This window comes from Gilliamella sp., from assembly GCF_024104075.1.
In the GTDB taxonomy this organism is placed as follows: Bacteria; Pseudomonadota; Gammaproteobacteria; order Enterobacterales; family Orbaceae; genus Gilliamella; species Gilliamella bombi.
In genome coordinates, this window is the sequence record NZ_JAGGHR010000004.1 from 71,546 (window position 1) to 92,647 (window position 21,102).

Genomic DNA, 21,102 nt, shown 5'->3' on the forward strand with positions numbered 1-21,102 from the left:
TTATTTATAAAAATTAAAGGATGAGTAATTATCTCATCCTTTTACTGAACTCAAATACTAGGCCTTTGCTCTAGCTTCTAACATCGCAACAGCGGGTAGTTTTTTACCTTCAACAAATTCAAGAAAAGCCCCGCCACCAGTTGAAATATAAGAGATTTTATCTTCAATACCAAATAGATCGATTGCAGCTAATGTATCCCCACCACCAGCAATTGAAAAACCTTCGCTATCGGCAATTGCTTTGGATACAATTTCAGTACCACGACGGAAATTAGGAAATTCAAAAACACCCACTGGACCATTCCATAAAATGGTTTTAGCATTTTTGATAATATTTGCTAATACTTCTGCTGATTTATCACCTAAATCAAGAATTTGTTCATTTTCTTTAACATCTTTAACTGATTTTTCAGTCGCTGTTGCTGTTTCACTAAATTCTGTTGCAACACGAACATCAGTTGGAACTGGGATTTCACAGTTAGCCATTAATTTTTTAGCTTCTGGAATTAAGTCTGCTTCATAAAGAGACTTACCTACATTATAACCTTCAGCGGCAATAAAAGTATTAGCAATACCGCCACCAACAATAATTTGGTCAGCAATTTTTGATAAAGAATCAAGTACGGTTAATTTTGTTGATACCTTAGAACCGGCAACGATAGCAACCATTGGCCTTGCTGGATTATCTAATGCTTTACCTAACGCATCAAGTTCAGCTGCTAACAATGGCCCAGCACAAGCCACTGGCGCAAATTTACCAGCACCATGAGTCGAAGCTTGAGCTCGGTGAGCTGTACCAAATGCATCCATTACATAAATATCACAAAGAGCAGCGTATTTTTTAGACAAAGCTTCATCATCTTTACCTTCGCCTACATTGAAACGAACGTTTTCAAGTACAACTAATTCGCCTTCTTTTACATCTACACCATTGAGGTAATCTTTTACTAAACGAACAGGGAATGACACGTGTTCTTTTAAATAATCAACAACAGGTTGTAAAGAGAACTCTGGATTATACTCACCTTCTGTTGGACGGCCAATATGAGAGGTAACCATTACTTTAGCACCTTTTTTGATGGCTTCTTCAATAGTAGGTAGTGATGCTTTAATACGCGCATCGGAAGTTACCTTACCATTTTTGACCGGCACATTAAGATCTGAGCGAATAAATAAGCGTTTTCCTTTTAGATCAAGATCTTGCATTCTAATAATAGACATGATACTTCCCCTTGTAAAATATAAATAAAATAAAACTTACGCTATTCTAACATAAAAATTCTTTTTAGGTTATAGGGATTGCTGTGCAAATAATAAACATTAATAATAAATACAAAAACTACCAACATATTTTTTTATGTAACGCCATTGACAATAGGAAGAAATTAAGGCATATTTTGCCATCTTATTAATATGTAATTTTTATCTAAACTTGGGAGTTGACTTTGGCTAATATCAAATCAGCTAAGAAGCGTGCGGTTCAATCCGAAAAACGCCGTAAACATAATGCTAGTAACCGTTCAATGATGCGTACTTATATTAAGAAAGTTTACGCAGCTGTTGCAGCTGGTGATAAACAAACAGCTGAAGTGGCATTCAAAGACATGCAAGCAGTTGTTGACCGTCAAGCGGCTCGTGGCTTAATTCACAAAAATAAAGCTGCACGTCATAAAGCAAATTTAATCAAACAAATTAAAGCGTTGGCTTAATACATTAATTTTTTAACTAACATAGTTAAAGAAATACGAAAAAAAGTGGTGTAAGCCACTTTTTTTATTTATATACTAGTTTTATTTTACACAATATTATTAAAAAGAGAGTTTATTGTGGTTCAGCGTGATTATGTCAGAAAAAAGAGCCAATCAAAAAAAAGTAAGTCACGAAATAAGCCTAATTTTATGATATTTTTGGCTATTATAATCATTATTTTATTTTCTGCTATTCTCTATTTTGTTGCAAATAATACACCTAAAAAAACCGCTGAACCGCCAAAAACAAAAACTCAACCTCCTTCAATAACTTTACCTGAACAACCTCAAGAGCGTTGGACATACCTTAAGGAATTAGAAACTCCTAATGCTAATTATGGTTCCGCGTCAAGTTCAATTGCTAGTGAAAGAGAGCAAATCCTAAATAGCTTTGTTAATAATTCACGCAGTGTGACGTCTTCTAAAAAAGAAGCAACAACGCAAAACCAAACATCAAATGTAACATCACAACCAACACAAGCTATTACAAACAAATGGCTATTGCAATGTGGAGCATTTAAAGATAAATCGAATGCTGATAAACTAAAAGCTAAGCTTGCAATGACTGGGGTTAGTGGCAATATTTCTTCAGGCCAATTATATCGAGTCACAGTAGGACCTTATACCAGTAAAAAAGAAGCCGATATCACATTAAACTTATTAAATAGTAATGGGATTAATAATTGTGTTATTTCTAACTAGAATATAAAAAGCCGATGAGATCAATGACACAAATACAGATTTTTATAAAAATGTTATGGAATCGTATCAACCATGACCGGCTAACAACATCTTCTGCGGGACTTGCTTATACCACTATACTAGCACTAGTTCCACTTATTACCGTTATTTTTTCTTTACTTTCAGCTTTTCCTATGTTTGATGAAATTAGCCATTTATTGAAACAATTAATCTATAACAATCTTGTTCCAACGGCGAGTGACACCATTCAAAATTATTTAGAACAATTCATCTCCAATACAAAAAAAATGACCTTTGTTGGTGTAATTGGTCTGATTGTTACATCACTGTTGCTTATCAACTCAATTAATACAGCACTTAATCATATTTGGCAAACTAAACGCAAACGTTCCTTCATGTACAATCTAACCATGTATTGGACAATACTAACCTTAGGCCCAATTTTAATTGGTTCTAGTATAGCGATTAGCTCTTATATTTTTTCATTGAAATGGCTATCTACCGCAACAACGGGTAATATACTACTTAATTGCTTACCATTTATTATTTCTATGATTGGATTTTGGCTACTTTATAGCATTATCCCGACCGAGTCTGTACCTTTAAAAGAATCGATGATTGGAGCGTTTGTCGCTGCAGCATTATTTGAAATAGGTAAACGCGCATTTGCACTATATGTTACTTCGTTTCCAACATATCAACTTATTTACGGAGTAGTATCATCAATCCCCATTATGTTAGTTTGGATCTATTTTTCTTGGTGCATTGTCTTGTTTGGGGCCGAATTTGCAGCAACCTTAACTGACTATAATCGACAAAAAAAACATATTGTTAACAACCCTTCTTTACCAGAGTAATTAAATTATGATCGCCTTAATCCAACGAGTAAAACAAGCTAGTGTGACAATAGACAATAATATCATTGGGCAGATTAATCAGGGTTTACTGATTTTCCTGGGAGTTGAGCAAGATGATGACGAACAAAAAGCAATTCGTTTATGTGATAAAGTTTTAGGTTATCGTATTTTCAGCGATAATGAAGGAAAAATGAATTTAAATGTTAACCAAGCTAATGGCGAAATATTAGTTATTTCTCAATTCACCCTAGCTGCAGACACTAAAAAAGGAATGCGACCAAGCTTTACAAAAGGCGCTAAACCCGATGAAGCAAATAGGCTTTACCAGTTTTTTGTAGAACAATGCCAACAAAAAATAACAACTCAAACAGGCCAATTTGCAGCTGACATGCAAGTATCATTGATTAATGATGGTCCTGTAACATTCTGGTTACAAGTCTAGTTATATAACTAAAATTACATTTAGATAATATTTCGCAAGTTTTACCAATTATTATTTAATATTTGGCATTGTAAGATCCAATTTAAATAGGTTATTGTTAAATAAATCTAGCAACAACCTAACAAAATTTGATTATAAGATACGGCTAACCTTTATTAGTCATCAATCGTTAAATTTCGAGTAGTTAAATCAAATGGAGTTAACTGGTAAACATAATAGTTGAGCCAATTACTAAATAATAGGTAAGCGTGGCTACGCCATGTGGCTTTTGGTGTTAAATGAGGATTATTATCAGGAAAATAATTATATGGCATATCAGGATGAATACCTGCATTTAAATCTCGATAATATTCATTTGCCAACGTTGAAGAATTATATTCAGGATGACCTGTTACAAACACCATTCGCTTATCAGCTGTAGCCATTAAATAAGGACCGGTAATATCAGACTCAGCTAAAATAGTTAAATCGGTATATGTTTTTATTTTATCAATTGGAAAATCAGCATAACGAGAATGAGGAGCCCAAAAGGTATCATCAAAACCACGTGTTAAAATCGCATTAGTTTGTACAATATGATGCTGAAAAACACCCGATAACTTTTGCGTGCGAGTAAATTTTGGTAAATCATATAAGACATTCAAAGCAGCTTGAACACCCCAACAAACAAACATAGTTGAAGTAACATGATCCTTTGCCCAAGTAATAATTTTGGCTAACTTAGACCAATACACAACATCGGAAAAAGCCACTTTCCCTAGTGGGGCACCTGTTATAATTAACCCATCAAAATTTTGCTCACAAATATCATCAAAATCACAATAAAAACTATTTAAATGTTCAATAGGCGTATTTTTAGACTCTCGCTGATCAATACGTAATAACTGAATATCAACTTGTAAAGACGAATTAGAAAGTAAGCGTAAAAATTGGTTTTCTGTTTCGATTTTTTTAGGCATTAAATTTAAAAAAAGAAGCTTAAGAGGTCGAATTTCTTGGGTATTAGCACGCGATGAAGTCATAACAAATACATTCTCATTACGTAATACATCAACCGCAGGTAATGAGTCAGGAATACAAATAGGCATAACAAAAACTCCTAAATCGGTAAGTAATTTTTAAACATCAAAATAGACGTCTAGAAATCTATATAGCTAAATATAGTATCTTTTAATTTATTTGTCGAGATTTTTTATTTAACAAAATCATCAGAATAATCAAATTACAAATTAACAAACATTCTAAAGAAATGTGTATTACTTCATGCAAAAATCAAAATCACTCCGATAGATTTGTTAATTAAAAAGTACGAGTATCGGTACGCCAAGTATCTGCAGTAAGCGCTTCACCAAAATAGCTATTAATTAATTTTTGGGTAATATCACTCAGCGGTGAAGCTAATACTTCAGCAGTATTACCATATTCAACCAATTCGCCATTATGCATAACTAAAATTTCATCGCTGATATGTTTCATCATCCCAATATCTTGAGTAACATATACATAAGAGATATTTTGTTCAGCTTGTAACATCAGCATTAAATTAACAATTTGTGAACGCATCGAAATATCAAGTGCAGCTAATGCTTCATCTAAAATTATCACTTTAGGTTTTAAAATCAATGCTCGAGCTAATGCTACTCGCTGTTTTTGCCCCGCAGCCATCACTGAAGGATAATAAGAGGCATGTTCAGGTAACAATCCAACTTGCTTCAATACATCTCTAATTAACTTTTCACGTTCATGAGCATCATAATTAGCATTACACTTTAATGGGATTTCAAGCAATTGCCCAATACGTAATCGTGGATCAAATGAACTTTCTACATGCTGAAATATCATACGAATTAGTTGACAACGATAGCTATAATCGCCGTATTGAACTTTATTACCGTCAATCCAGATATCTCCACTATCAGGCTTTATCATACCAACTAACATTTTTGCGAGTGTCGATTTGCCAGAGCCATTTTGTCCGATAATTGCAAGCGTTTTACCTTCATTAAGAGAAAACGATAATGGCTTCACCGCATTAATGTATAAATGTCCCAGAAATCCTTTAGGAATTTTAAATTGCTTAGATAAGTTACGCACTCTTAATATTGGATTCATCGTATATTCCTATTATTTATGGCTACTCATCAGTATTTAACGGAAAATGACAGGCTACGAAATGATCTTTTATCGGTATCAATTCTGGCGCCAAAATACATTTTTTCTGGGCATATGGACAACGAGGACCTAATCGACAACCTATTGGTAGGTGTTCTAATGATGGGATCACTCCAGGCAAAGTATTTAAAGGACTTTTATGCGGCATCGCTTTACCAAAGTCAGGAATTGCATAAATTAACGCCTGAGTATAAGGATGATAAGGCGATTTAATTAAATCTTTACTATCTGCAACTTCAACTGTCTGTCCACAATATAAAACATTGATACGATCAGTCCATCTGGTAACCATTTGCAGATCATGACTAATAAATAAGATAGTGGTACCCACATTTTGATTCATACTAGCTAGCAACCTAAAAATTTGTGCTTCAGTAGTTGCTTCCATCGCATTTGTCGGCTCATCAGCAATAAGTAGCTTAGGTTGATTAGCCAACGCAATTGCAATCATGACTTTTTGACATTCACCTTCAGTCAATTCAAACGGATAAGATTTTAATATCTCCTTATGATTCTTAATTCCTACCCGATGCAATAACTCAATCGCTCGATGTTTACGCCAAAATAACCTTTGCCACCAATGCCCTTTAAATGTCCTTCTTGGAATTGCACTAATTAACTGTTGTCCTACTTTCATGGAAGGATCTAAGCAAGATTGTGGTTCTTGGAATATCATCGATATATTGGCACTAATGACTTTTCGGCGCTGTCTAGGAGTGAGTTTAAGTAAATCAATGTCATTAAAATAAAATCGATCAGCTGAAATCTTCCAATTATGATTAGTCACACCTAAAATAGCTTTAGCGATAAGGCTTTTTCCAGATCCTGACTCACCAACTAAACCTCGAATTTCACCTTCTGACAACTTTAAATTTACACGATCAATTGCACGTAAAAGACCATCTGGTGTAATAAACTCAATGGTTAAATTCCGAATATCTAACAATGCCATAATTAAGTTCCTGCTCGACGGCCATATAATCCAAAATTGAATAAATAAACCAAAATAATTGTAGCAGAAACCGCAATTCCCGGAGATAAAAAGGCTAAATAATTAGTTGCAATGATATCTTTCATTTGAAACATCATCATACCTAAATCTGGTCGAGAAACATCATTAGCAAAACCTAAAAAAGTTATAGTAGTAATAGTTAAAATAATCGAACCAAATAGCGAAACAATTTCAGTCAAATAAATAGGTAAAATATTAGGTAAAATATAATGATTAAAAATTGTAAAGGAAGATAATCCATCAAGTCTATAGGCCGTAATATATGTTTTATTCCATTCATTGATGGCACGCTGATGAATATTATAAATAAAGCGTGGCGTATAAGATAACCCTATTACCAATAAAATATTAGTAATGTCATCTTCTAATAATAAGCTAATAACAATCACACCAAGTAACGGTGGTACTACCATACAAAATTTAAAAACAAATAATATAAAAGGGCGTATAAATGATATAAAAAACATTAAATAATTGATTAACCCACCAATGACTACCACATAAAAAACCGCCTTTAAGGTCATTGACATAGTTGAGCGATAACCAATTAACAAATAATCAAAAATATCTTGTCCTTTAGCGTTAGTACCTAATACATGATTAATATCACCATTAGACCACCAAGCAGGTGGTAATGAAGTTGGGTAAATAGGGTTTAAATGAGCATGAAAGAACCATTTGGTTGATAATGCCACAAAGGCAAGCGCCAATATGCCATAAAGGCCAACAACTAAGTAGAAATTACTATGCAACCGATTAAAGCTTAAATTGACATTTTGAAGCAATCTTGCTCGCCTAGACATAATGTTCCTTATGACGTAAAGGATAAATAACTACCGCCGAAATTTCGCCCAATAACGTTAACAAACTGATGACAGTGCCACAGGCTAAAATGGCAATAGAAATAACAAAATAATTATGATGATGATAAGCAAGCATCACCCATTGCCCCAATCCTACTCGATTAAATAAAATTTCAATTACCATAGTTGAAAAAAGTAGTGTTGTCGTATTATAAGTCAGCTGTGGAATAGTTGCAGGAATGGAATTAGGTAATAAATGGCGGCGTAAAATTTTAAACGGTGATCGTTCACGAATAATCGCCATTTTAATAAAATTCTGTCGTGATGTATTTCTTACATTCTGGCTAACGAGTTGAATAGTCATAATGCTTGGTTGAATAGCTAAAATAATGATCGGCAAAAACAAATAGTGAAGTTGGCCCAATATCATATGCCATTTATCTGTTTTTGATGAAATTAAAAGATCCAATAACGAAGTTCCAGCTACTGATGGCGATACATTAAAATTCATCGATATCGACCAAGTTGGCGATAACCAATACATAACAATAATAACAACCATAACTATAGGGCAAGAATACAAAGATAAAGATCCTAAACGGATAATATTATTTAACCAATGAATATTACTAAGTCCAAGAAAAATTCCCAATGGCAATCCAATCAGTAAAGCAACGAATAAAGCAAGAATGCACAGTTCAAATGTAGCCAATAGTGTATGGAGAAACGGCACTGTTTCTCCAGTTAACAATCTGAATTGCCCCTGCAGCAACTGTTTAAAAAAAGCACTGTAGGCATCCAAAAAGCTTAAATTATTAATGTTAAATGTTGAGTGAGGGCTAAAATAAACTAAACAAAAACTAATCTGAGCTAATACGCAGATAATAAACAAAAACGTTACTATTTTCTTGAAAATATAGATAATCATTATTTATCTTTATCGCTATTATAATTAATTAAAACACGGCAACATAACCACGCCACCGTGTTTTAATCTATTTATTGATTATCCAGTATTACTGGTTTACTTGCTGCGGCATAAGCATGATCCTGAGCACTTAAACCACCAGCATTACCTTTACCTTCAAAATGATAATCTGATTCTTCACGCGATTTTATTTCAACATCATAAGTCACATATTCTGGTGCAGGTGCTTTAGTCATTGCTGATGAGGAATAACCTATTGAGTGTGAATCATTAATTACAAGATCATTATCATTTTTCTCACTAACGTTAAAATCCTCTTGAACACTTACAAATATGGGAGCTTTTGATACCTCATCAACACTAGCAGTTCTACTTACATCTTCCTCATTTTTAACAATAACAGGAAGTAAAAGCGATGGAATGACAGGTACCACATTATGTGGTTCATAATTAGCTATTTGACTGTAATCAACAACAACACGACCTAAAGCTAATTCCAATGATGCTGCAGCAAACGGCAATGGTATTGGAGACTGTTTTAGTTCTACATTACGAACACGGCGTTTATTACGTTGGCCATTCATTCGTAAATGTCTTGAAGTACGGCGCTGACGTTTCGGTTGAATTTCCGATACAATATTGTCCTCAGCTGATTCTGAAACAATAATAGGTAATAATAAAGAAGGAATAATAACTCGTTCTTGTTCAGTTTGCACCATAGCCATGGCATTACTATTTTTCACACGAACACTTTTAGTTAATGCTCGTTGTTGGCGTCTTGGCTTAGCCTCACGCAGTTTTGGTTGTACCACTTCCTCGACAACTCTATCTGCCTTAAGATTGTTTTCAGAGTTTGACAAATTAGCATTTGAATTACTATTTTGTTTAGCTCTGCGATTATTTCGACTTGATTCTTTAACCTCGTCAATATTACCTGCTGCAACAAAATTACCATTATTAGCAGCATTGTTATTTCGGTGATTACGTTGACGTCGATTGTTTGAACGTTGATTATCCCGTCTTTTAGTCGGTCTTGTTTTAACTTCTGGCTGTGGTTCTACTTTTTCAGTAACAAACATTTTACGTAATTTACCAAATAATCCACTAAACAGACCGCCTGATTTTATAGTTTTTGACTCTACCTTTTCTTTTGGTGTTGCACAAGCTTCAACTTTAGGTCCAGATAATACAGCTTGTTCAACAATAACTTCAACAGCTTGTTGCTCTTCTTCCTCTTCCTCAAGTTCACGAATCAATTTTGGAAGATTATAACTCAGTACATCTGTTTCTTCGCCTCTACGCTTACGAATCACCTTATACAATGGTGTTTCCATCTCTTCATCGCCAGCAATCACAATTTTGACATCAGGATGCATACTTTCAATATTGGTGATAGCACGACGTTTTTCGTTGAGTAAGTAGCTCGCTATTGGCACAGGAACAATGACATCGATTTGTACTGTATTATCTTTCATTGCTTCTTCTTGAATCAATCGAAGAATAGATAAAGACAATGAATTATTGTCCCTAACTGTGCCTGTACCTTGACAACGAGGGCAAATGTGATGCGTTGCTTCGCGTAATGAAGGGCTTAAACGTTGGCGCGACATTTCAAGTAAACCAAAGCGTGAAATTCGCGTGGTTTGAATTCGTGCACGATCGGTTTTCATCGCTTCTTTTAAGCGGTTTTCTACCTCACGTTGATTACGGACTGGTGTCATATCAATAAAATCGATAACAATCAAACCACCTAAATCGCGTAAACGTAGTTGACGAGCTATTTCTTCGGCTGCCTCAAGGTTAGTATTAAATGCTGTTTCTTCAATATCACTACCACGAATGGATTTAGCCGAGTTAATATCGATTGCTGTAAGCGCTTCTGTGGCATCAATAACAATTGAACCACCAGAAGGTAAGCGAACTTCTCGCTGAAATGCCGATTCAATCTGCCCCTCAATTTGGAAATGATTAAATAATGGCACATCACCCTCATAAAGCTTTAAGCGACCGATATACTCAACTCGTCCCAAATCAGCTAAACGTTTTTTAGCAATCTCAAGTACTTTAGGATTATCAATTAAAATATCACCAACATCATCACGCAAATAATCACGAAACGCACGAGTAATGATATCACTTTCTTTATGAATCAAACTTGGTGCAGGATGTTTTTTGGCTTCGTTTTGAATTGCTGTCCAATAGTTAACTAATGCATCTAAATCTTGTTGCAACTCCTCTTGGCTTTTACCAACTCCTGCCGTTCGAGCTATAACACCCATGCCTTTTGGCTTTGCAATTGCATCAATAATACGCTTAAGATCTGCTCTTTCTTCACCTTCTATACGGCGCGAAACACCGCCAGCACGAGGATCATTAGGCATCAACACCAAGTAGCTACCAGCTAAACTAATATAGGTGGTTAAAGCCGCACCTTTTTTGCCACGAATCTCTTTTTCAATTTGGATAAGGACTTCTTGACCTTCCTGTAGATGTTTAATACTACGACGACCAGAAATATTAGATGGGAAATAGCTTTCAGCAATCTCTTTTAAAGGTAAAAAACCATCACGCTCACCACCATACGAAACAAAAGCGGCTTCTAAACTTGGATTGATTTTAGTGATTTTACCTTTATAAATATTCGCTTTTTTTTGTTCATGTCCAAGGCTTTCGATATCTAAATCATACAATCGTTGACCATCAACAAGCGCAACTCGCAGCTCTTCTTGCTGGGTTGCATTGATTAGCATTCTTTTCATTATTCTACACTCTTGATTAATCTTAATTAACAGTAGGTAGAATCTTATTATTGATAAGTGATTATTTTAACAATGATGAATAATGGTACTTAACTAAATATTGGTATACAGCATTCATTATTTTATTTATGTTATTTTTGTTATTATTTTATGTGAACCTGATACCGCTTACACAACATCAATATCATACATTAAGTAACATGCTAAATTAAAAAGCACTAAATATTTAAAAAAACCTAATTGTATAATTTATTGACACTATTAATATGGCTAATTTGCAAACCTATGTTTCTTAACGGCTTTAGCAAATAAACTAAATCTTTATGCAATTGTTTAAAATAAACATATTATCTAATTATAATGATTCTACTTACGCTATTTTATTTTGAAAAACTGTAATGTCTAACGCCATTGCTGCATTACAAGGATAAAATTATCCGTCACTATTATTAACGTTTCAGTCAAGGATAGCAAGCAAATTAAACTGGCTATTTTACAAACAGTTAAGAATTCATTTTTAGCTATATTCAACTTGCTTTAATCACACAATAAATAACTTATTTAATTTGCTTAAATTTTTTACTGAAACACATAGTTACCTGAAACTTTTTTACAAAATTTTTTCTTACTAATTATCCCATTAACTAAAAATAAAACACCGATGCAATTATGCATAACGAATCCTAATCAGTATAATTACAATAAAATGACATTATAATTTAAATATGAGATATATCTGTTTATGAACTCTGCCAATAAAATTGCCTTACTTAATTTTACTACTCGTTGGATTGAGCAATTCAAATACGCACCACAAAGCGAAGAACTACATGCCATCCCCTCGCCTTGTATTTTAAAAACTGACCATCTCACGGTATTTTGGCAACCATTTTTATTAGAACCGCCAAGAGATCTCTCGATTGTTGAACAAGTTATTGGTATCATTTTACATCCCTCTGCTCACATTTTTTATGGTACACAATATGCTGGCAATATGACGGCTAAATTTACCGACACACATTTAACCTTAATTCAAGCATGGAACGATGATGACTTTTCAACTTTAGAACAAAATTTAATAGCTCATTTATCCCAACAAAAAAGATTAAAACGAACACCAACCATTTTTATAGCTACGACGGATGACAGCACAAAAATAATTTCATTAAACAATTTAACGGGCGAAATAGTAAAAGAGGACTTAATTACAGGAGAACTAACGACATTAACTAATGATTTGATTTCATTTTTTAATCAACTTACAGTTTTTCAGTAACTATAAGAACGTTAAAAATTTTACAAAAATCTATTTTATCGTATACCTATTTGAAATTGTAACTTACAAAATAATGTGTATATAATGCAGTAATAATAATCAATTAAATAGGTGGATTATGTTTGAAAATTTGACAGCAGCACCAGCCGATCCCATTTTAGGGCTAGCAGACCTTTATAATAAAGATGAACGCACCAATAAAATTAATTTAAGTGTCGGTATTTATAAAGATGAAACGACCAAAACCCCTATTTTAGAAAGTATCAGAAAAGCAGGGCATTTGTTACTAAATGACGAAACCACAAAAAGTTACTTTCCTATTGACGGTCTCAAATCCTTCAATATTGCAACGCAAACTTTGCTTTTTGGTAGTGAAAATGAACGAGCAAGAACTGCACAAGCACCTGGAGGAACAGGGGCTTTACGCATTATGGCAGACTTTTTAGCTCGCCGAACAAAAATAAAACGGGTTTGGGTTAGTAATCCAACTTGGCCAAATCATCGTAGTGTATTCCAAATGGCAGGCCTTGAAGTACGCGAATACCATTATTATAGTGCACAAACGCACACTCTTGATTTTGATGCCATGATGAGTAGCTTAAACCAAGTTGCCGCTGGCGAAGCGGTATTATTCCATGGATGCTGTCATAACCCAACGGGTATCGATCCAACTCCAGAACAATGGCAAGCTATATCGGATCTTGCCTTAAAAAATGGTTGGTTACCACTGTTTGATTTAGCTTACCAAGGCTTTGGACAAGGTATAGAAGAAGACGTTTATGGGTTACGGTTATTTGCCAATAATCATCCAGAACTACTTATTGCAAGTTCATATTCTAAAAATTTCGGTTTATATAACGAACGAGTGGGAGCATTTACATTAATTGCGGCAAATGCTGAAATTGCCGATCGAGCCTTTAGTCAAGTCAAAACAATTATTCGAGCTAATTACTCAAACCCTCCTGCCCATGGTGCTAAAATCGTCTCTTATATATTAAACAATGAAGAATTAAAAGAAGAGTGGATTGATGAATTAACAAGCATGCGTCAACGCATTCACCGCATGCGACAACTATTTGTAAAAACCTTACAAGACAAAGGTGCAAATCAGGATTTTAGTTTTATTGCCAAACAAAATGGCATGTTTTCGTTCAGTGGCTTGAACGAAGAACAAGTGCTAAAATTACGTAATGATTATGGCATTTACATCGTAAACTCAGGACGTATCAACGTGGCTGGTATGACATTAGATAACATGTCCAGACTTTGCGAATCAATTGTTGAAGTACTATAGAAATTTTAATAATAAACAGTCATAACAATAGAAGCGCTCAAATAAAGGGTGTTTCTATTTACTTTCCCCTTTAAATTAATATGTTTTTTTACTATAAAAAACAGGTTTAACTTTGGCATACATATCCTTATTAATCAAAAATTATTCTAATGATTACTTACAGCTCCCCCTTCTCATTAGTATTTTATTCCATTTGGTTATATCAATAGAAAAACAGATTATTAGACGATACTGCAATAATTACTAATAATTATTGAGTAAGATAGTAACAATTATTGAGGATAGTTTGGTGGCGTCACATATTTTAGATTTTTTAATTTTGGGCAATAACTTTGGTACTAACGAAATGAGAGCAATTTGGTCTGAGACAAATCGCTTGCAAAAACAGGTTGATGTCGAAGTTGCTTTAGCTAAAGCGGAAGGCGAGTTAGGCGTTATTCCAATTGAAGCAGCCAATTCAATCATATCCAAAGCCGATGCATCTAAATTATCAATTGAACAAATTGCCGAAGAAGCAGCTAAAGCCAAACATTCGTTAATGTCAACAATTAATGCACTGCAAAAACAAGTCGGTGATGCGGGTCAATATATTCATTACGGCGCAACTACACAAGATATCGTCGATACTGCAACTGTTTTACAATTAAAACAATCTTTTACTGTAATTGAACGCGATAGCAAACTAGTGGCACTAGAACTAAAACGTTTAGCTAAAAAGTATCAGTATTTACCCATGGTTGGACGAACCCATGGCATGCAAGCACTCCCTACAACCTTTGGTTTTAAACTTGCCGTATGGTTAGATGAATTTATTCGGCACTTACAACGTTTAAGTGAAATCAAACAGCGAGTATTAGTCGGTAATATTAGTGGTGCAATTTGTACTTATGCCTCAATGGGCAAGTTAGGACCACAAGTTGAAACGCGTGCTTTAACAATACTGGGACTAAATACCCCTAATATCGGTTGGCAAGCAGCTCGTGACCGTTTTTCTGAATATGCATCAGTCATTGCGCTAATTAGTGGCACATTAGGTAAAATGGGCAATGAATTTTACAACTTAATGCGTACCGAAATTAACGAAGTTGAAGAACCGTTCTCGGAAGGAAAAATAGGTTCAACTACCATGCCGCATAAACGCAACCCAGCGGCATTAGAAGGTTTAGCCAGTTTGACAGCTCCACTTTTAAAAAGTGTCGCATTAATTCACGAATCAATGAAAGTTGAACATGAACGCGATGCCATGAGTTGGCGAGCCGAATGGATCGCACTACCAGAAATTAACCTTTATATTTCAGCACAATTACAGACAGCCCTTGCCGTACTTAAAGGACTTAAAATCAATGCAGAAAAAATGTTGATCAATTTATCACTACAAAATGGTTTACTACTATCTGAAAAAGTGATGTTTGAAATCGGCAAACGATTAGGCAAACAAACTGCACATAATTTAGTTTACCAAAGCGCCATGAAAGCATTTGAACAAAATCGACCATTTAAAGATATATTATTAGAAGATCCACGTTTAAATAAAGAATTCACCGAATCCGAACTTGATGCTTGGTTAGATCCAATTAGCTATATTGGCTCTGCACCTGAAAAAGTAGCACAAGTTATTCAATATGCTGAACAGTGTGGAGTATTAGCATGAGCTTTCGCTTAATCACTCATAAAGACATTCCTGCTTATCAGGTGCTATTGCATAATGCTTATCAATCCACCACTCAATTAGGCATCCATTTTGCCGCAGCAACAGTCACGCAATCGCAAATTGCTGACCATATTAATTCCAATGCCGTGTATCTATTTGAAAAAGAAGGTGATCTACTATCAACCTTAAGTATTCGCTTTCCATGGGGTAATAACCCAGGACCTTATGGGTTACCGCATTTAGGTTGGTTTGCAACAGCGCCACAATATAAAGGCAAAGGTTATGGTAATGCATTATGGGATTTTGTTGAACAGCAAATTCTAATTAACCAACTAAAATTACCTGCTGTCACGTTAGGCACTGCTGCAAACCATCCATGGCTTGCCCAAACTTATATTAATAGAGGCTATAAAAAAATAGGGCAAGCTAATTTAACACTCGATCATACCACACTTTATTTTAAAAAAATCTTAAATCATAAAAACTATACCGAATGGAAAAAAAGGAGTAATAAACAATGAAAAAAATAAGCAAGTTACTGTCCGCTCTTTTATTAACTAGCCTAGCCTTAATTGGTTGTGATAATAAATCCAATCACCAAGTAACAGAGCAAAATGTCATTAAAGTGGGCTCCACAGGACAAAGCTATCCAAACGGTTATAAACAAGATGGCAATTTAGTCGGATTTGATGTTGAAGTTACTGAAGCAATTGCTAACGAATTAGGCTATAAAGTCGAATGGATCATTGCTGAATTTGGTGGTTTAATGGGGCAATTTGATTCAGGGCGTTTAGATACTATTGCCAATGCAGTTGCGGTTACAGATGCTCGTCAAGCCAAATATGATTTTTCCAATACCTATAGCCTTTACGGTAGCCAAGTTGTTACCCACAAAGATAACAACGATATCAAGCAATTATCTGATTTTAAAGGTAAAACCATTGCCGGTGTGCTAGGCTCAAATCATATAAATAATCTAAAAAAAGCCTTTCCTAACAACGAAATAACAATCAAGACCTATGAAACACGAGATGGTGCAATGTATGACACGGAGTATAGACGAGTTGATGGTTATGTCAATTCTAAGCCAATATTACTGGCTGAAATTAAGCGTAAAAACCTACCGTTTAAATTAGTGGGTGAGCCAATTACTATTGAGCAAGTTGCTTTTCCATTTAGTAAAGATGAAAAAGGCCAAGCACTACGTGAAAAATTCAATCAAGCCATCGAAAAGTTACGCACCAATGGCACATTGAAAAACCTTGCAATTAAATATTTTGGTGAAGATATTACCCTATGAATTTTAATGTAAACTATTTTTTAAGTGTGTTTCCGCAGATATTACCTTATCTGCCAGTTACACTTTTTATTACCATCATATCGATTATGTTTGCCATTATATTTGGACTTGCGATTGCACTATTACGTAGCAATAAAATAATCATTATCGATTCGTTTTTTGCACTGTTTATTTCACTGTTTCGAGGTATACCTTCTGTTGTTTTACTGTTTATTATTTATTATGGATTACCACAAATTTTTCCTGTTTTAAAACAAATGGGCGCTACAACAGCAGCCATTATCTGCTTCAGTTTAAAATATTCGTCCTATTTAGCTGAAATTTTCCGAGCAAGTTTAAAGTCCGTTGATCAGGGTCAGAAAGAGGCAGGAATAACCGTTGGTTTAAGTAAAATACAAGTTTATCGGGGTATTATACTACCACAAGCTATGGTCAATGCCCTACCAAACGCCGGTAATATGTTCATTTCATTACTTAAAGATTCGTCTGTTGCCTTTTTTGTTGGCGTGCAAGAACTATTAGCATCGGGGAAAATGTTAACTGCTAACTCATTCCTCTACTTCGAAACCTATCTAGCTGTAGGTATTGTTTACTGGCTAACTGTTGTTGCCTATTCTTGGATACAAAAACAATTAGAGCAAAAGCTCAGTATACCTTATCATCGTTAAGGAGTAAGGTTATGATTTCTGTTTCGCATTTATCTAAACGTTTTGCAAATAATGAAGTATTAAAAGACATCAACTTAAATATAAAACAAGGTGAAGTTGTTGCCATTATTGGCCCATCAGGCTCAGGAAAATCAACTCTGTTACGTTGTTTAAATTTACTAGAAAAACCAAATACAGGCACTATCAAAATAGGAACTGTATCACTTAATAGTAAGCATTATAGTATTAAAGAAGAAAGCAACTTACGAAAACAGTCCGCTATGGTTTTTCAACACTATAATTTATTTAAAAATAAAACAGCATTAGAAAATATAACTTATCCATTAATTGTTGGTCAAAAAATGGATAAAACCAAAGCAAAACAACAAGGATTATCATTATTAGAACGAGTCGGTATGTTGCCATACGCAACACAATATCCCATCACTTTATCGGGTGGTCAACAACAACGTGTTGCAATTGCAAGAGCTTTAGCTGTTAAACCAAATGTATTATTATTTGATGAACCGACTTCTGCACTCGATCCTGAACGAGTACACGAAGTATTGCAAGTCATGCTACAGCTAGCAAAAGAACGTATTACTATGATTATAGTAACTCATGAAATGGAGTTTGCTAAGTACGTTGCAGATAGAATTATCTTTATGGCTGAAGGAATGATTATCGAAGAGGGATCAGCAAAATCAGTCATCGATAATCCTCAAAATGAAATTACGCAACGATTTTTACGCCAGCTAACTGACGAAATTGATTTTGAAATTTAGTTAAAAACTATACTAACTAATGATAATAATTTAATATTTAAAGAGTAAATAAATAAGATAATAGAAATTGACGAAAATCTAAACCTTTTGCTAGTTTATGAATGCCTGTTAATAATTGCTCTGCTTTAGTTTGATCTTGAATCGCTGAATGCAATTTTAACGACATTTCAGTTTGGCTATATGGGTTTTTAGGAGAACCTTTGGGAATATCAATACGCTGACTTATCTTTTTACCATTTTTAAGAAAAATATCAATAATCACATAACGCCCATTATAAGCTTCTGGATGTGGCGTAAGTTGCGTTTGATAACTTCGTTTCATCTTCTGCATTAATTGTTTTATTGCATTTGAAATAGGTTGTGATGAAAACTGCTCAAAACTAAGTGGCAATCCTAAAAGAGTTAATGCTAAAACATATTCAGCCGAAAAACGTCCTTGCTGCGCCAATGAAGGGGTTTTATATATCAGTGCAGCATCACTATTTGGTGGTGCAAAATAAATAACAATATTATTAATATTATCAAATTCAAAGCTAGGATTTTGGTAAAGTAATTGACCTGCATCAGCAACATAAGCAGCAGCTGAACAATAAGAATAATTTTTAAACCATAATCCGGGATCCACAATCTTCCAAGTTTTACCCCAATGACTTAAATCAAAATGTGTATTACCTTGCCCATAAATAGCCAAAAAACCTAATTTATCATCTAAAAAATCCTGAGCGGCATGTATACCAACTCTTAACCATTCAACGGATTGTACAGCATGCTGTGCTGCTAGTCCTGCATGTAAAAATTTGATCGGAGTACCCATTAACAAACGCATTCCTGATGCTTGTGTAGCTGCTAATGTTAATGCCTGTGATAAAAAAGGTTCATCATAGAGATAACAAATAGCAGCAGTGGCGGCAATTCCACCCAAAGTAATAGTTGCATGCCAACCTTTTTCATAATGCTGTGGATTAACACTTTTACCCAACAAAGCCATCACTTCGATACCAATAACATAAGCCGTTAAAAAACGCCTACTATCAACCTTTTGTTCAATACTATCTAATCGAACACTAGCAATAAGAGCGGATAAAATAACTGCTGAGGGGTGGCCTCTAACATCTGAATGTACATCATCATAATCTAAACAATGCGCTTGGAAGCCATTAAAAAGTGCTGCTTGCCTTGCCGTAGCTAACTTTTTTTGACCAATCAGCAAAGCTCTAGTATTTCCACCCTCATCTGCTATCCATGCTAGTAATTTATGAACATCATCTTCCTGACAAGCTTGCAAACTACAGGCAAAATAATCGGTTATCCCCTTGATAGCACAATCAATAACTTGAGGCTCACTGATTATTGAAGTATTTTTTATTAAAATACTTAATTGTTGACCTAAATTCATTTTATATTCTCAATAAATAATAAAAATAACCACTTAATAAAGTAATTTACTTTACCATAAGTAACATAGTGAAAAATAAATAAAAAGTTAAAGATTATATGGTTATATTTTTATAACGCAAAGTCATAAGCATGAATCTATTTATATAATCATTCTTGGCAATTGTTTTATGTGCTAAGATATTGCCATCAATTGTATTTAACATTACAAAGAATAAGTCTAATTATGTCAATTTGTTATGTTGCTTTAGGCAGCAACCTTGAAGATCCGTTTGCACAAGCTAATCGTGCTATTGAATCATTACGCTGTTTGCCTAGCACAAAAGTGGTAGATATTTCACCATTTTATCGAAGTAAGCCCTTAGGACCACAAGATCAAAATGATTATCTTAATGCAGTAATTAAACTGACGACAAGCTTATCACCTATAGCATTGCTTGATGAACTACAAGCAATTGAAAAAGCACAAGGACGCGTACGCAAAGATAATCGTTGGGGTGCTAGAACCCTAGATTTAGATATATTACTTTATGATGACTTAGTTATTAATAATGAAAGACTTACTATCCCTCATTATCATATGAAAAATAGAGAATTTGTCCTCTATCCACTATTTGATATCAGTCCTGAACTTATTTTCCCCGATAATGACAAATTGTACGATTTAGTAGCTAAATGTCCTGAAAATGGATTAAAAAAGTGGAATAAGTAATTATCTTTATTAATAACATATAGTTGTACTATTTTTTTATTTTTTAATTATAAAAATGATAAAAAAAATTTGCCAAAGGCTGAATTATTGCTATAGTTTAGCGCTTTCAAATAATCTTTACTTAAGGGGATTGCAGTGAAAAAGGAACAAAAAGTAAATACATCTTCTCTTAGCCTGCTTTCAATTGCTGGGCTTGAGCCTTATAAAGAGGCAAAAGACGAGGAGTACATGAACCCTAAGCAATTGAAACATTTCAAACTTATTTTAGAAGCTTGGCTAACACAGCTACAAGGTGAAATGGGAAAAACAGTTACACATATGCAAGATGAAGCAGCGAACTTTCCAGATCCGGCTGACCGAGCAACACAAGAAGAAGAATTCAGCCTTGAATTACGCGCTCGAGATAGAGAAAGAAGACTCATCAAAAAAATTGAAAAAACGTTAAAGAAAATCGAATCAGACGATTTTGGTTATTGTGAATCTTGTGGTGTTGAAATTGGAATTCGCCGTTTAGAAGCAAGACCAACAGCCGATTTATGTATCGATTGTAAAACACTTGCTGAACTTCGCGAAAAACAAATGGGTATGTGATCCCAGTTTTATCTATCATTCTAAATCA

The 21,102-nt window shown here is 34.4% G+C and carries 21 protein-coding genes; 13 read left to right on the plus strand and 8 right to left on the minus strand.

Features of this window, described 5'->3' with window-relative positions; translation table 11 throughout:
- Nucleotides 1-57: 57 nt before the first annotated feature.
- The gene (gene pgk, locus J6569_RS02385) at nucleotides 58-1,221 is read right to left on the minus strand and encodes a phosphoglycerate kinase (protein ID WP_296317422.1); all 1,164 of its coding nucleotides are present in this window, start codon (nucleotides 1,219-1,221) and stop codon (nucleotides 58-60) included.
- A 224-nt stretch (nucleotides 1,222-1,445) separates the two neighbouring features.
- Between pgk and rpsT the strand changes: the two genes are divergently transcribed.
- The 4 genes from rpsT to dtd all read left to right on the plus strand — a co-directional run bounded on the left by rpsT (nucleotide 1,446) and on the right by dtd (nucleotide 3,749).
- The gene (gene rpsT, locus J6569_RS02390; protein WP_025316521.1) at nucleotides 1,446-1,709 is read left to right on the plus strand and encodes a 30S ribosomal protein S20; all 264 of its coding nucleotides are present in this window, start codon (nucleotides 1,446-1,448) and stop codon (nucleotides 1,707-1,709) included.
- Between the two features lie 198 nt (nucleotides 1,710-1,907).
- Complete coding sequence (locus tag J6569_RS02395; protein WP_167370035.1) at nucleotides 1,908-2,450, plus strand: SPOR domain-containing protein; 543 nt, start codon at nucleotides 1,908-1,910, stop codon at nucleotides 2,448-2,450.
- Between the two features lie 23 nt (nucleotides 2,451-2,473).
- Nucleotides 2,474-3,307: a virulence factor BrkB family protein gene (locus J6569_RS02400; protein WP_218055834.1), complete on the plus strand. Its 834-nt coding sequence runs from the start codon at nucleotides 2,474-2,476 to the stop codon at nucleotides 3,305-3,307.
- Nucleotides 3,308-3,314: 7 nt separating this feature from the next.
- Nucleotides 3,315-3,749, plus strand: coding sequence for a D-aminoacyl-tRNA deacylase (dtd, locus tag J6569_RS02405; RefSeq protein WP_296317424.1), 435 nt, complete (start codon nucleotides 3,315-3,317; stop codon nucleotides 3,747-3,749).
- A gap of 155 nt (nucleotides 3,750-3,904) precedes the next feature.
- Here dtd and metA read toward each other — a convergent pair whose 3' ends face one another.
- The 6 genes from metA to rne form a co-directional block, all read right to left on the minus strand.
- Entirely contained in the window at nucleotides 3,905-4,837 is a 933-nt protein-coding gene (gene metA / locus J6569_RS02410) for a homoserine O-succinyltransferase (protein ID WP_296317426.1), read from the minus strand.
- A 211-nt stretch (nucleotides 4,838-5,048) separates the two neighbouring features.
- On the minus strand, nucleotides 5,049-5,861 hold the full coding sequence (locus tag J6569_RS02415; protein WP_065589643.1) for an ATP-binding cassette domain-containing protein: 813 nt from the start codon (nucleotides 5,859-5,861) through the stop codon (nucleotides 5,049-5,051).
- Nucleotides 5,862-5,883: 22 nt separating this feature from the next.
- The gene (locus J6569_RS02420) at nucleotides 5,884-6,873 is read right to left on the minus strand and encodes an oligopeptide/dipeptide ABC transporter ATP-binding protein (RefSeq protein WP_065589644.1); all 990 of its coding nucleotides are present in this window, start codon (nucleotides 6,871-6,873) and stop codon (nucleotides 5,884-5,886) included.
- Nucleotides 6,874-6,875: 2 nt separating this feature from the next.
- The gene (locus J6569_RS02425) at nucleotides 6,876-7,736 is read right to left on the minus strand and encodes an ABC transporter permease subunit (RefSeq protein ID WP_065589645.1); all 861 of its coding nucleotides are present in this window, start codon (nucleotides 7,734-7,736) and stop codon (nucleotides 6,876-6,878) included.
- Entirely contained in the window at nucleotides 7,729-8,487 is a 759-nt protein-coding gene (locus J6569_RS02430) for an ABC transporter permease subunit (protein ID WP_238786423.1), read from the minus strand. The genes J6569_RS02425 and J6569_RS02430 overlap by 8 nt, the downstream gene beginning before the upstream one ends.
- Before the next feature lie 248 nt (nucleotides 8,488-8,735).
- Nucleotides 8,736-11,423: a ribonuclease E gene (gene rne, locus J6569_RS02435; protein WP_296317429.1), complete on the minus strand. Its 2,688-nt coding sequence runs from the start codon at nucleotides 11,421-11,423 to the stop codon at nucleotides 8,736-8,738.
- A 742-nt stretch (nucleotides 11,424-12,165) separates the two neighbouring features.
- Between rne and syd the strand changes: the two genes are divergently transcribed.
- From syd to J6569_RS02470, 7 genes are all read left to right on the plus strand, one after another.
- Nucleotides 12,166-12,699 carry a SecY-interacting protein gene (gene syd / locus J6569_RS02440; protein ID WP_065606498.1) on the plus strand — a complete coding sequence of 178 codons (534 nt, stop codon included), beginning with the start codon at nucleotides 12,166-12,168 and terminating at the stop codon, nucleotides 12,697-12,699.
- Nucleotides 12,700-12,817: 118 nt separating this feature from the next.
- A complete protein-coding gene (locus J6569_RS02445) occupies nucleotides 12,818-13,993 on the plus strand; it encodes an amino acid aminotransferase (protein ID WP_296317431.1) in 1,176 nt (391 codons plus the stop codon).
- Between the two features lie 289 nt (nucleotides 13,994-14,282).
- Nucleotides 14,283-15,644, plus strand: a complete 1,362-nt coding sequence (purB, locus tag J6569_RS02450; protein WP_174798856.1) for an adenylosuccinate lyase — start codon at nucleotides 14,283-14,285, stop codon at nucleotides 15,642-15,644.
- A complete protein-coding gene (locus J6569_RS02455) occupies nucleotides 15,641-16,165 on the plus strand; it encodes a GNAT family N-acetyltransferase (RefSeq protein ID WP_296317434.1) in 525 nt (174 codons plus the stop codon). The genes purB and J6569_RS02455 overlap by 4 nt, the downstream gene beginning before the upstream one ends.
- Entirely contained in the window at nucleotides 16,162-16,944 is a 783-nt protein-coding gene (locus J6569_RS02460; protein WP_065609373.1) for an amino acid ABC transporter substrate-binding protein, read from the plus strand. Before J6569_RS02455 ends, J6569_RS02460 begins: the two co-directional genes overlap by 4 nt.
- Complete coding sequence (locus tag J6569_RS02465) at nucleotides 16,941-17,612, plus strand: amino acid ABC transporter permease (RefSeq protein WP_034910372.1); 672 nt, start codon at nucleotides 16,941-16,943, stop codon at nucleotides 17,610-17,612. Before J6569_RS02460 ends, J6569_RS02465 begins: the two co-directional genes overlap by 4 nt.
- A gap of 11 nt (nucleotides 17,613-17,623) precedes the next feature.
- A complete protein-coding gene (locus J6569_RS02470; protein ID WP_085163860.1) occupies nucleotides 17,624-18,376 on the plus strand; it encodes an amino acid ABC transporter ATP-binding protein in 753 nt (250 codons plus the stop codon).
- 37 nt (nucleotides 18,377-18,413) lie between these two features.
- Here the strand turns inward: J6569_RS02470 and J6569_RS02475 are convergent, their stop codons facing one another.
- The gene (locus tag J6569_RS02475; RefSeq protein ID WP_296317436.1) at nucleotides 18,414-19,772 is read right to left on the minus strand and encodes an MmgE/PrpD family protein; all 1,359 of its coding nucleotides are present in this window, start codon (nucleotides 19,770-19,772) and stop codon (nucleotides 18,414-18,416) included.
- A 225-nt stretch (nucleotides 19,773-19,997) separates the two neighbouring features.
- On the opposite strand from J6569_RS02475, the gene folK reads away from it, so the two are divergent.
- Complete coding sequence (folK, locus tag J6569_RS02480; protein WP_296317438.1) at nucleotides 19,998-20,483, plus strand: 2-amino-4-hydroxy-6-hydroxymethyldihydropteridine diphosphokinase; 486 nt, start codon at nucleotides 19,998-20,000, stop codon at nucleotides 20,481-20,483.
- 135 nt (nucleotides 20,484-20,618) lie between these two features.
- Nucleotides 20,619-21,074: an RNA polymerase-binding protein DksA gene (dksA, locus tag J6569_RS02485; RefSeq protein WP_065606514.1), complete on the plus strand. Its 456-nt coding sequence runs from the start codon at nucleotides 20,619-20,621 to the stop codon at nucleotides 21,072-21,074.
- Nucleotides 21,075-21,102 lie beyond the last annotated feature (28 nt).

Excerpts from the sequence above, each read along its gene's own strand:
- pgk (WP_296317422.1), bottom strand. The coding sequence starts at position 1,221 with ATGTCTATTATTAGAATGCAAGATCTTGATCTAAAAGGAAAACGCTTA.
- J6569_RS02400 (WP_218055834.1), top strand. The coding sequence starts at position 2,474 with ATGACACAAATACAGATTTTTATAAAAATGTTATGGAATCGTATCAAC.
- dtd (WP_296317424.1), top strand. The coding sequence starts at position 3,315 with ATGATCGCCTTAATCCAACGAGTAAAACAAGCTAGTGTGACAATAGAC.
- metA (WP_296317426.1), bottom strand. The coding sequence starts at position 4,837 with ATGCCTATTTGTATTCCTGACTCATTACCTGCGGTTGATGTATTACGT.
- J6569_RS02415 (WP_065589643.1), bottom strand. The coding sequence starts at position 5,861 with ATGAATCCAATATTAAGAGTGCGTAACTTATCTAAGCAATTTAAAATT.
- J6569_RS02420 (WP_065589644.1), bottom strand. The coding sequence starts at position 6,873 with ATGGCATTGTTAGATATTCGGAATTTAACCATTGAGTTTATTACACCA.
- J6569_RS02425 (WP_065589645.1), bottom strand. The coding sequence starts at position 7,736 with ATGTCTAGGCGAGCAAGATTGCTTCAAAATGTCAATTTAAGCTTTAAT.
- rne (WP_296317429.1), bottom strand. The coding sequence starts at position 11,423 with ATGAAAAGAATGCTAATCAATGCAACCCAGCAAGAAGAGCTGCGAGTT.
- syd (WP_065606498.1), top strand. The coding sequence starts at position 12,166 with ATGAACTCTGCCAATAAAATTGCCTTACTTAATTTTACTACTCGTTGG.
- J6569_RS02445 (WP_296317431.1), top strand. The coding sequence starts at position 12,818 with ATGTTTGAAAATTTGACAGCAGCACCAGCCGATCCCATTTTAGGGCTA.
- J6569_RS02455 (WP_296317434.1), top strand. The coding sequence starts at position 15,641 with ATGAGCTTTCGCTTAATCACTCATAAAGACATTCCTGCTTATCAGGTG.
- J6569_RS02460 (WP_065609373.1), top strand. The coding sequence starts at position 16,162 with ATGAAAAAAATAAGCAAGTTACTGTCCGCTCTTTTATTAACTAGCCTA.
- J6569_RS02465 (WP_034910372.1), top strand. The coding sequence starts at position 16,941 with ATGAATTTTAATGTAAACTATTTTTTAAGTGTGTTTCCGCAGATATTA.
- J6569_RS02470 (WP_085163860.1), top strand. The coding sequence starts at position 17,624 with ATGATTTCTGTTTCGCATTTATCTAAACGTTTTGCAAATAATGAAGTA.
- J6569_RS02475 (WP_296317436.1), bottom strand. The coding sequence starts at position 19,772 with ATGAATTTAGGTCAACAATTAAGTATTTTAATAAAAAATACTTCAATA.
- folK (WP_296317438.1), top strand. The coding sequence starts at position 19,998 with ATGTCAATTTGTTATGTTGCTTTAGGCAGCAACCTTGAAGATCCGTTT.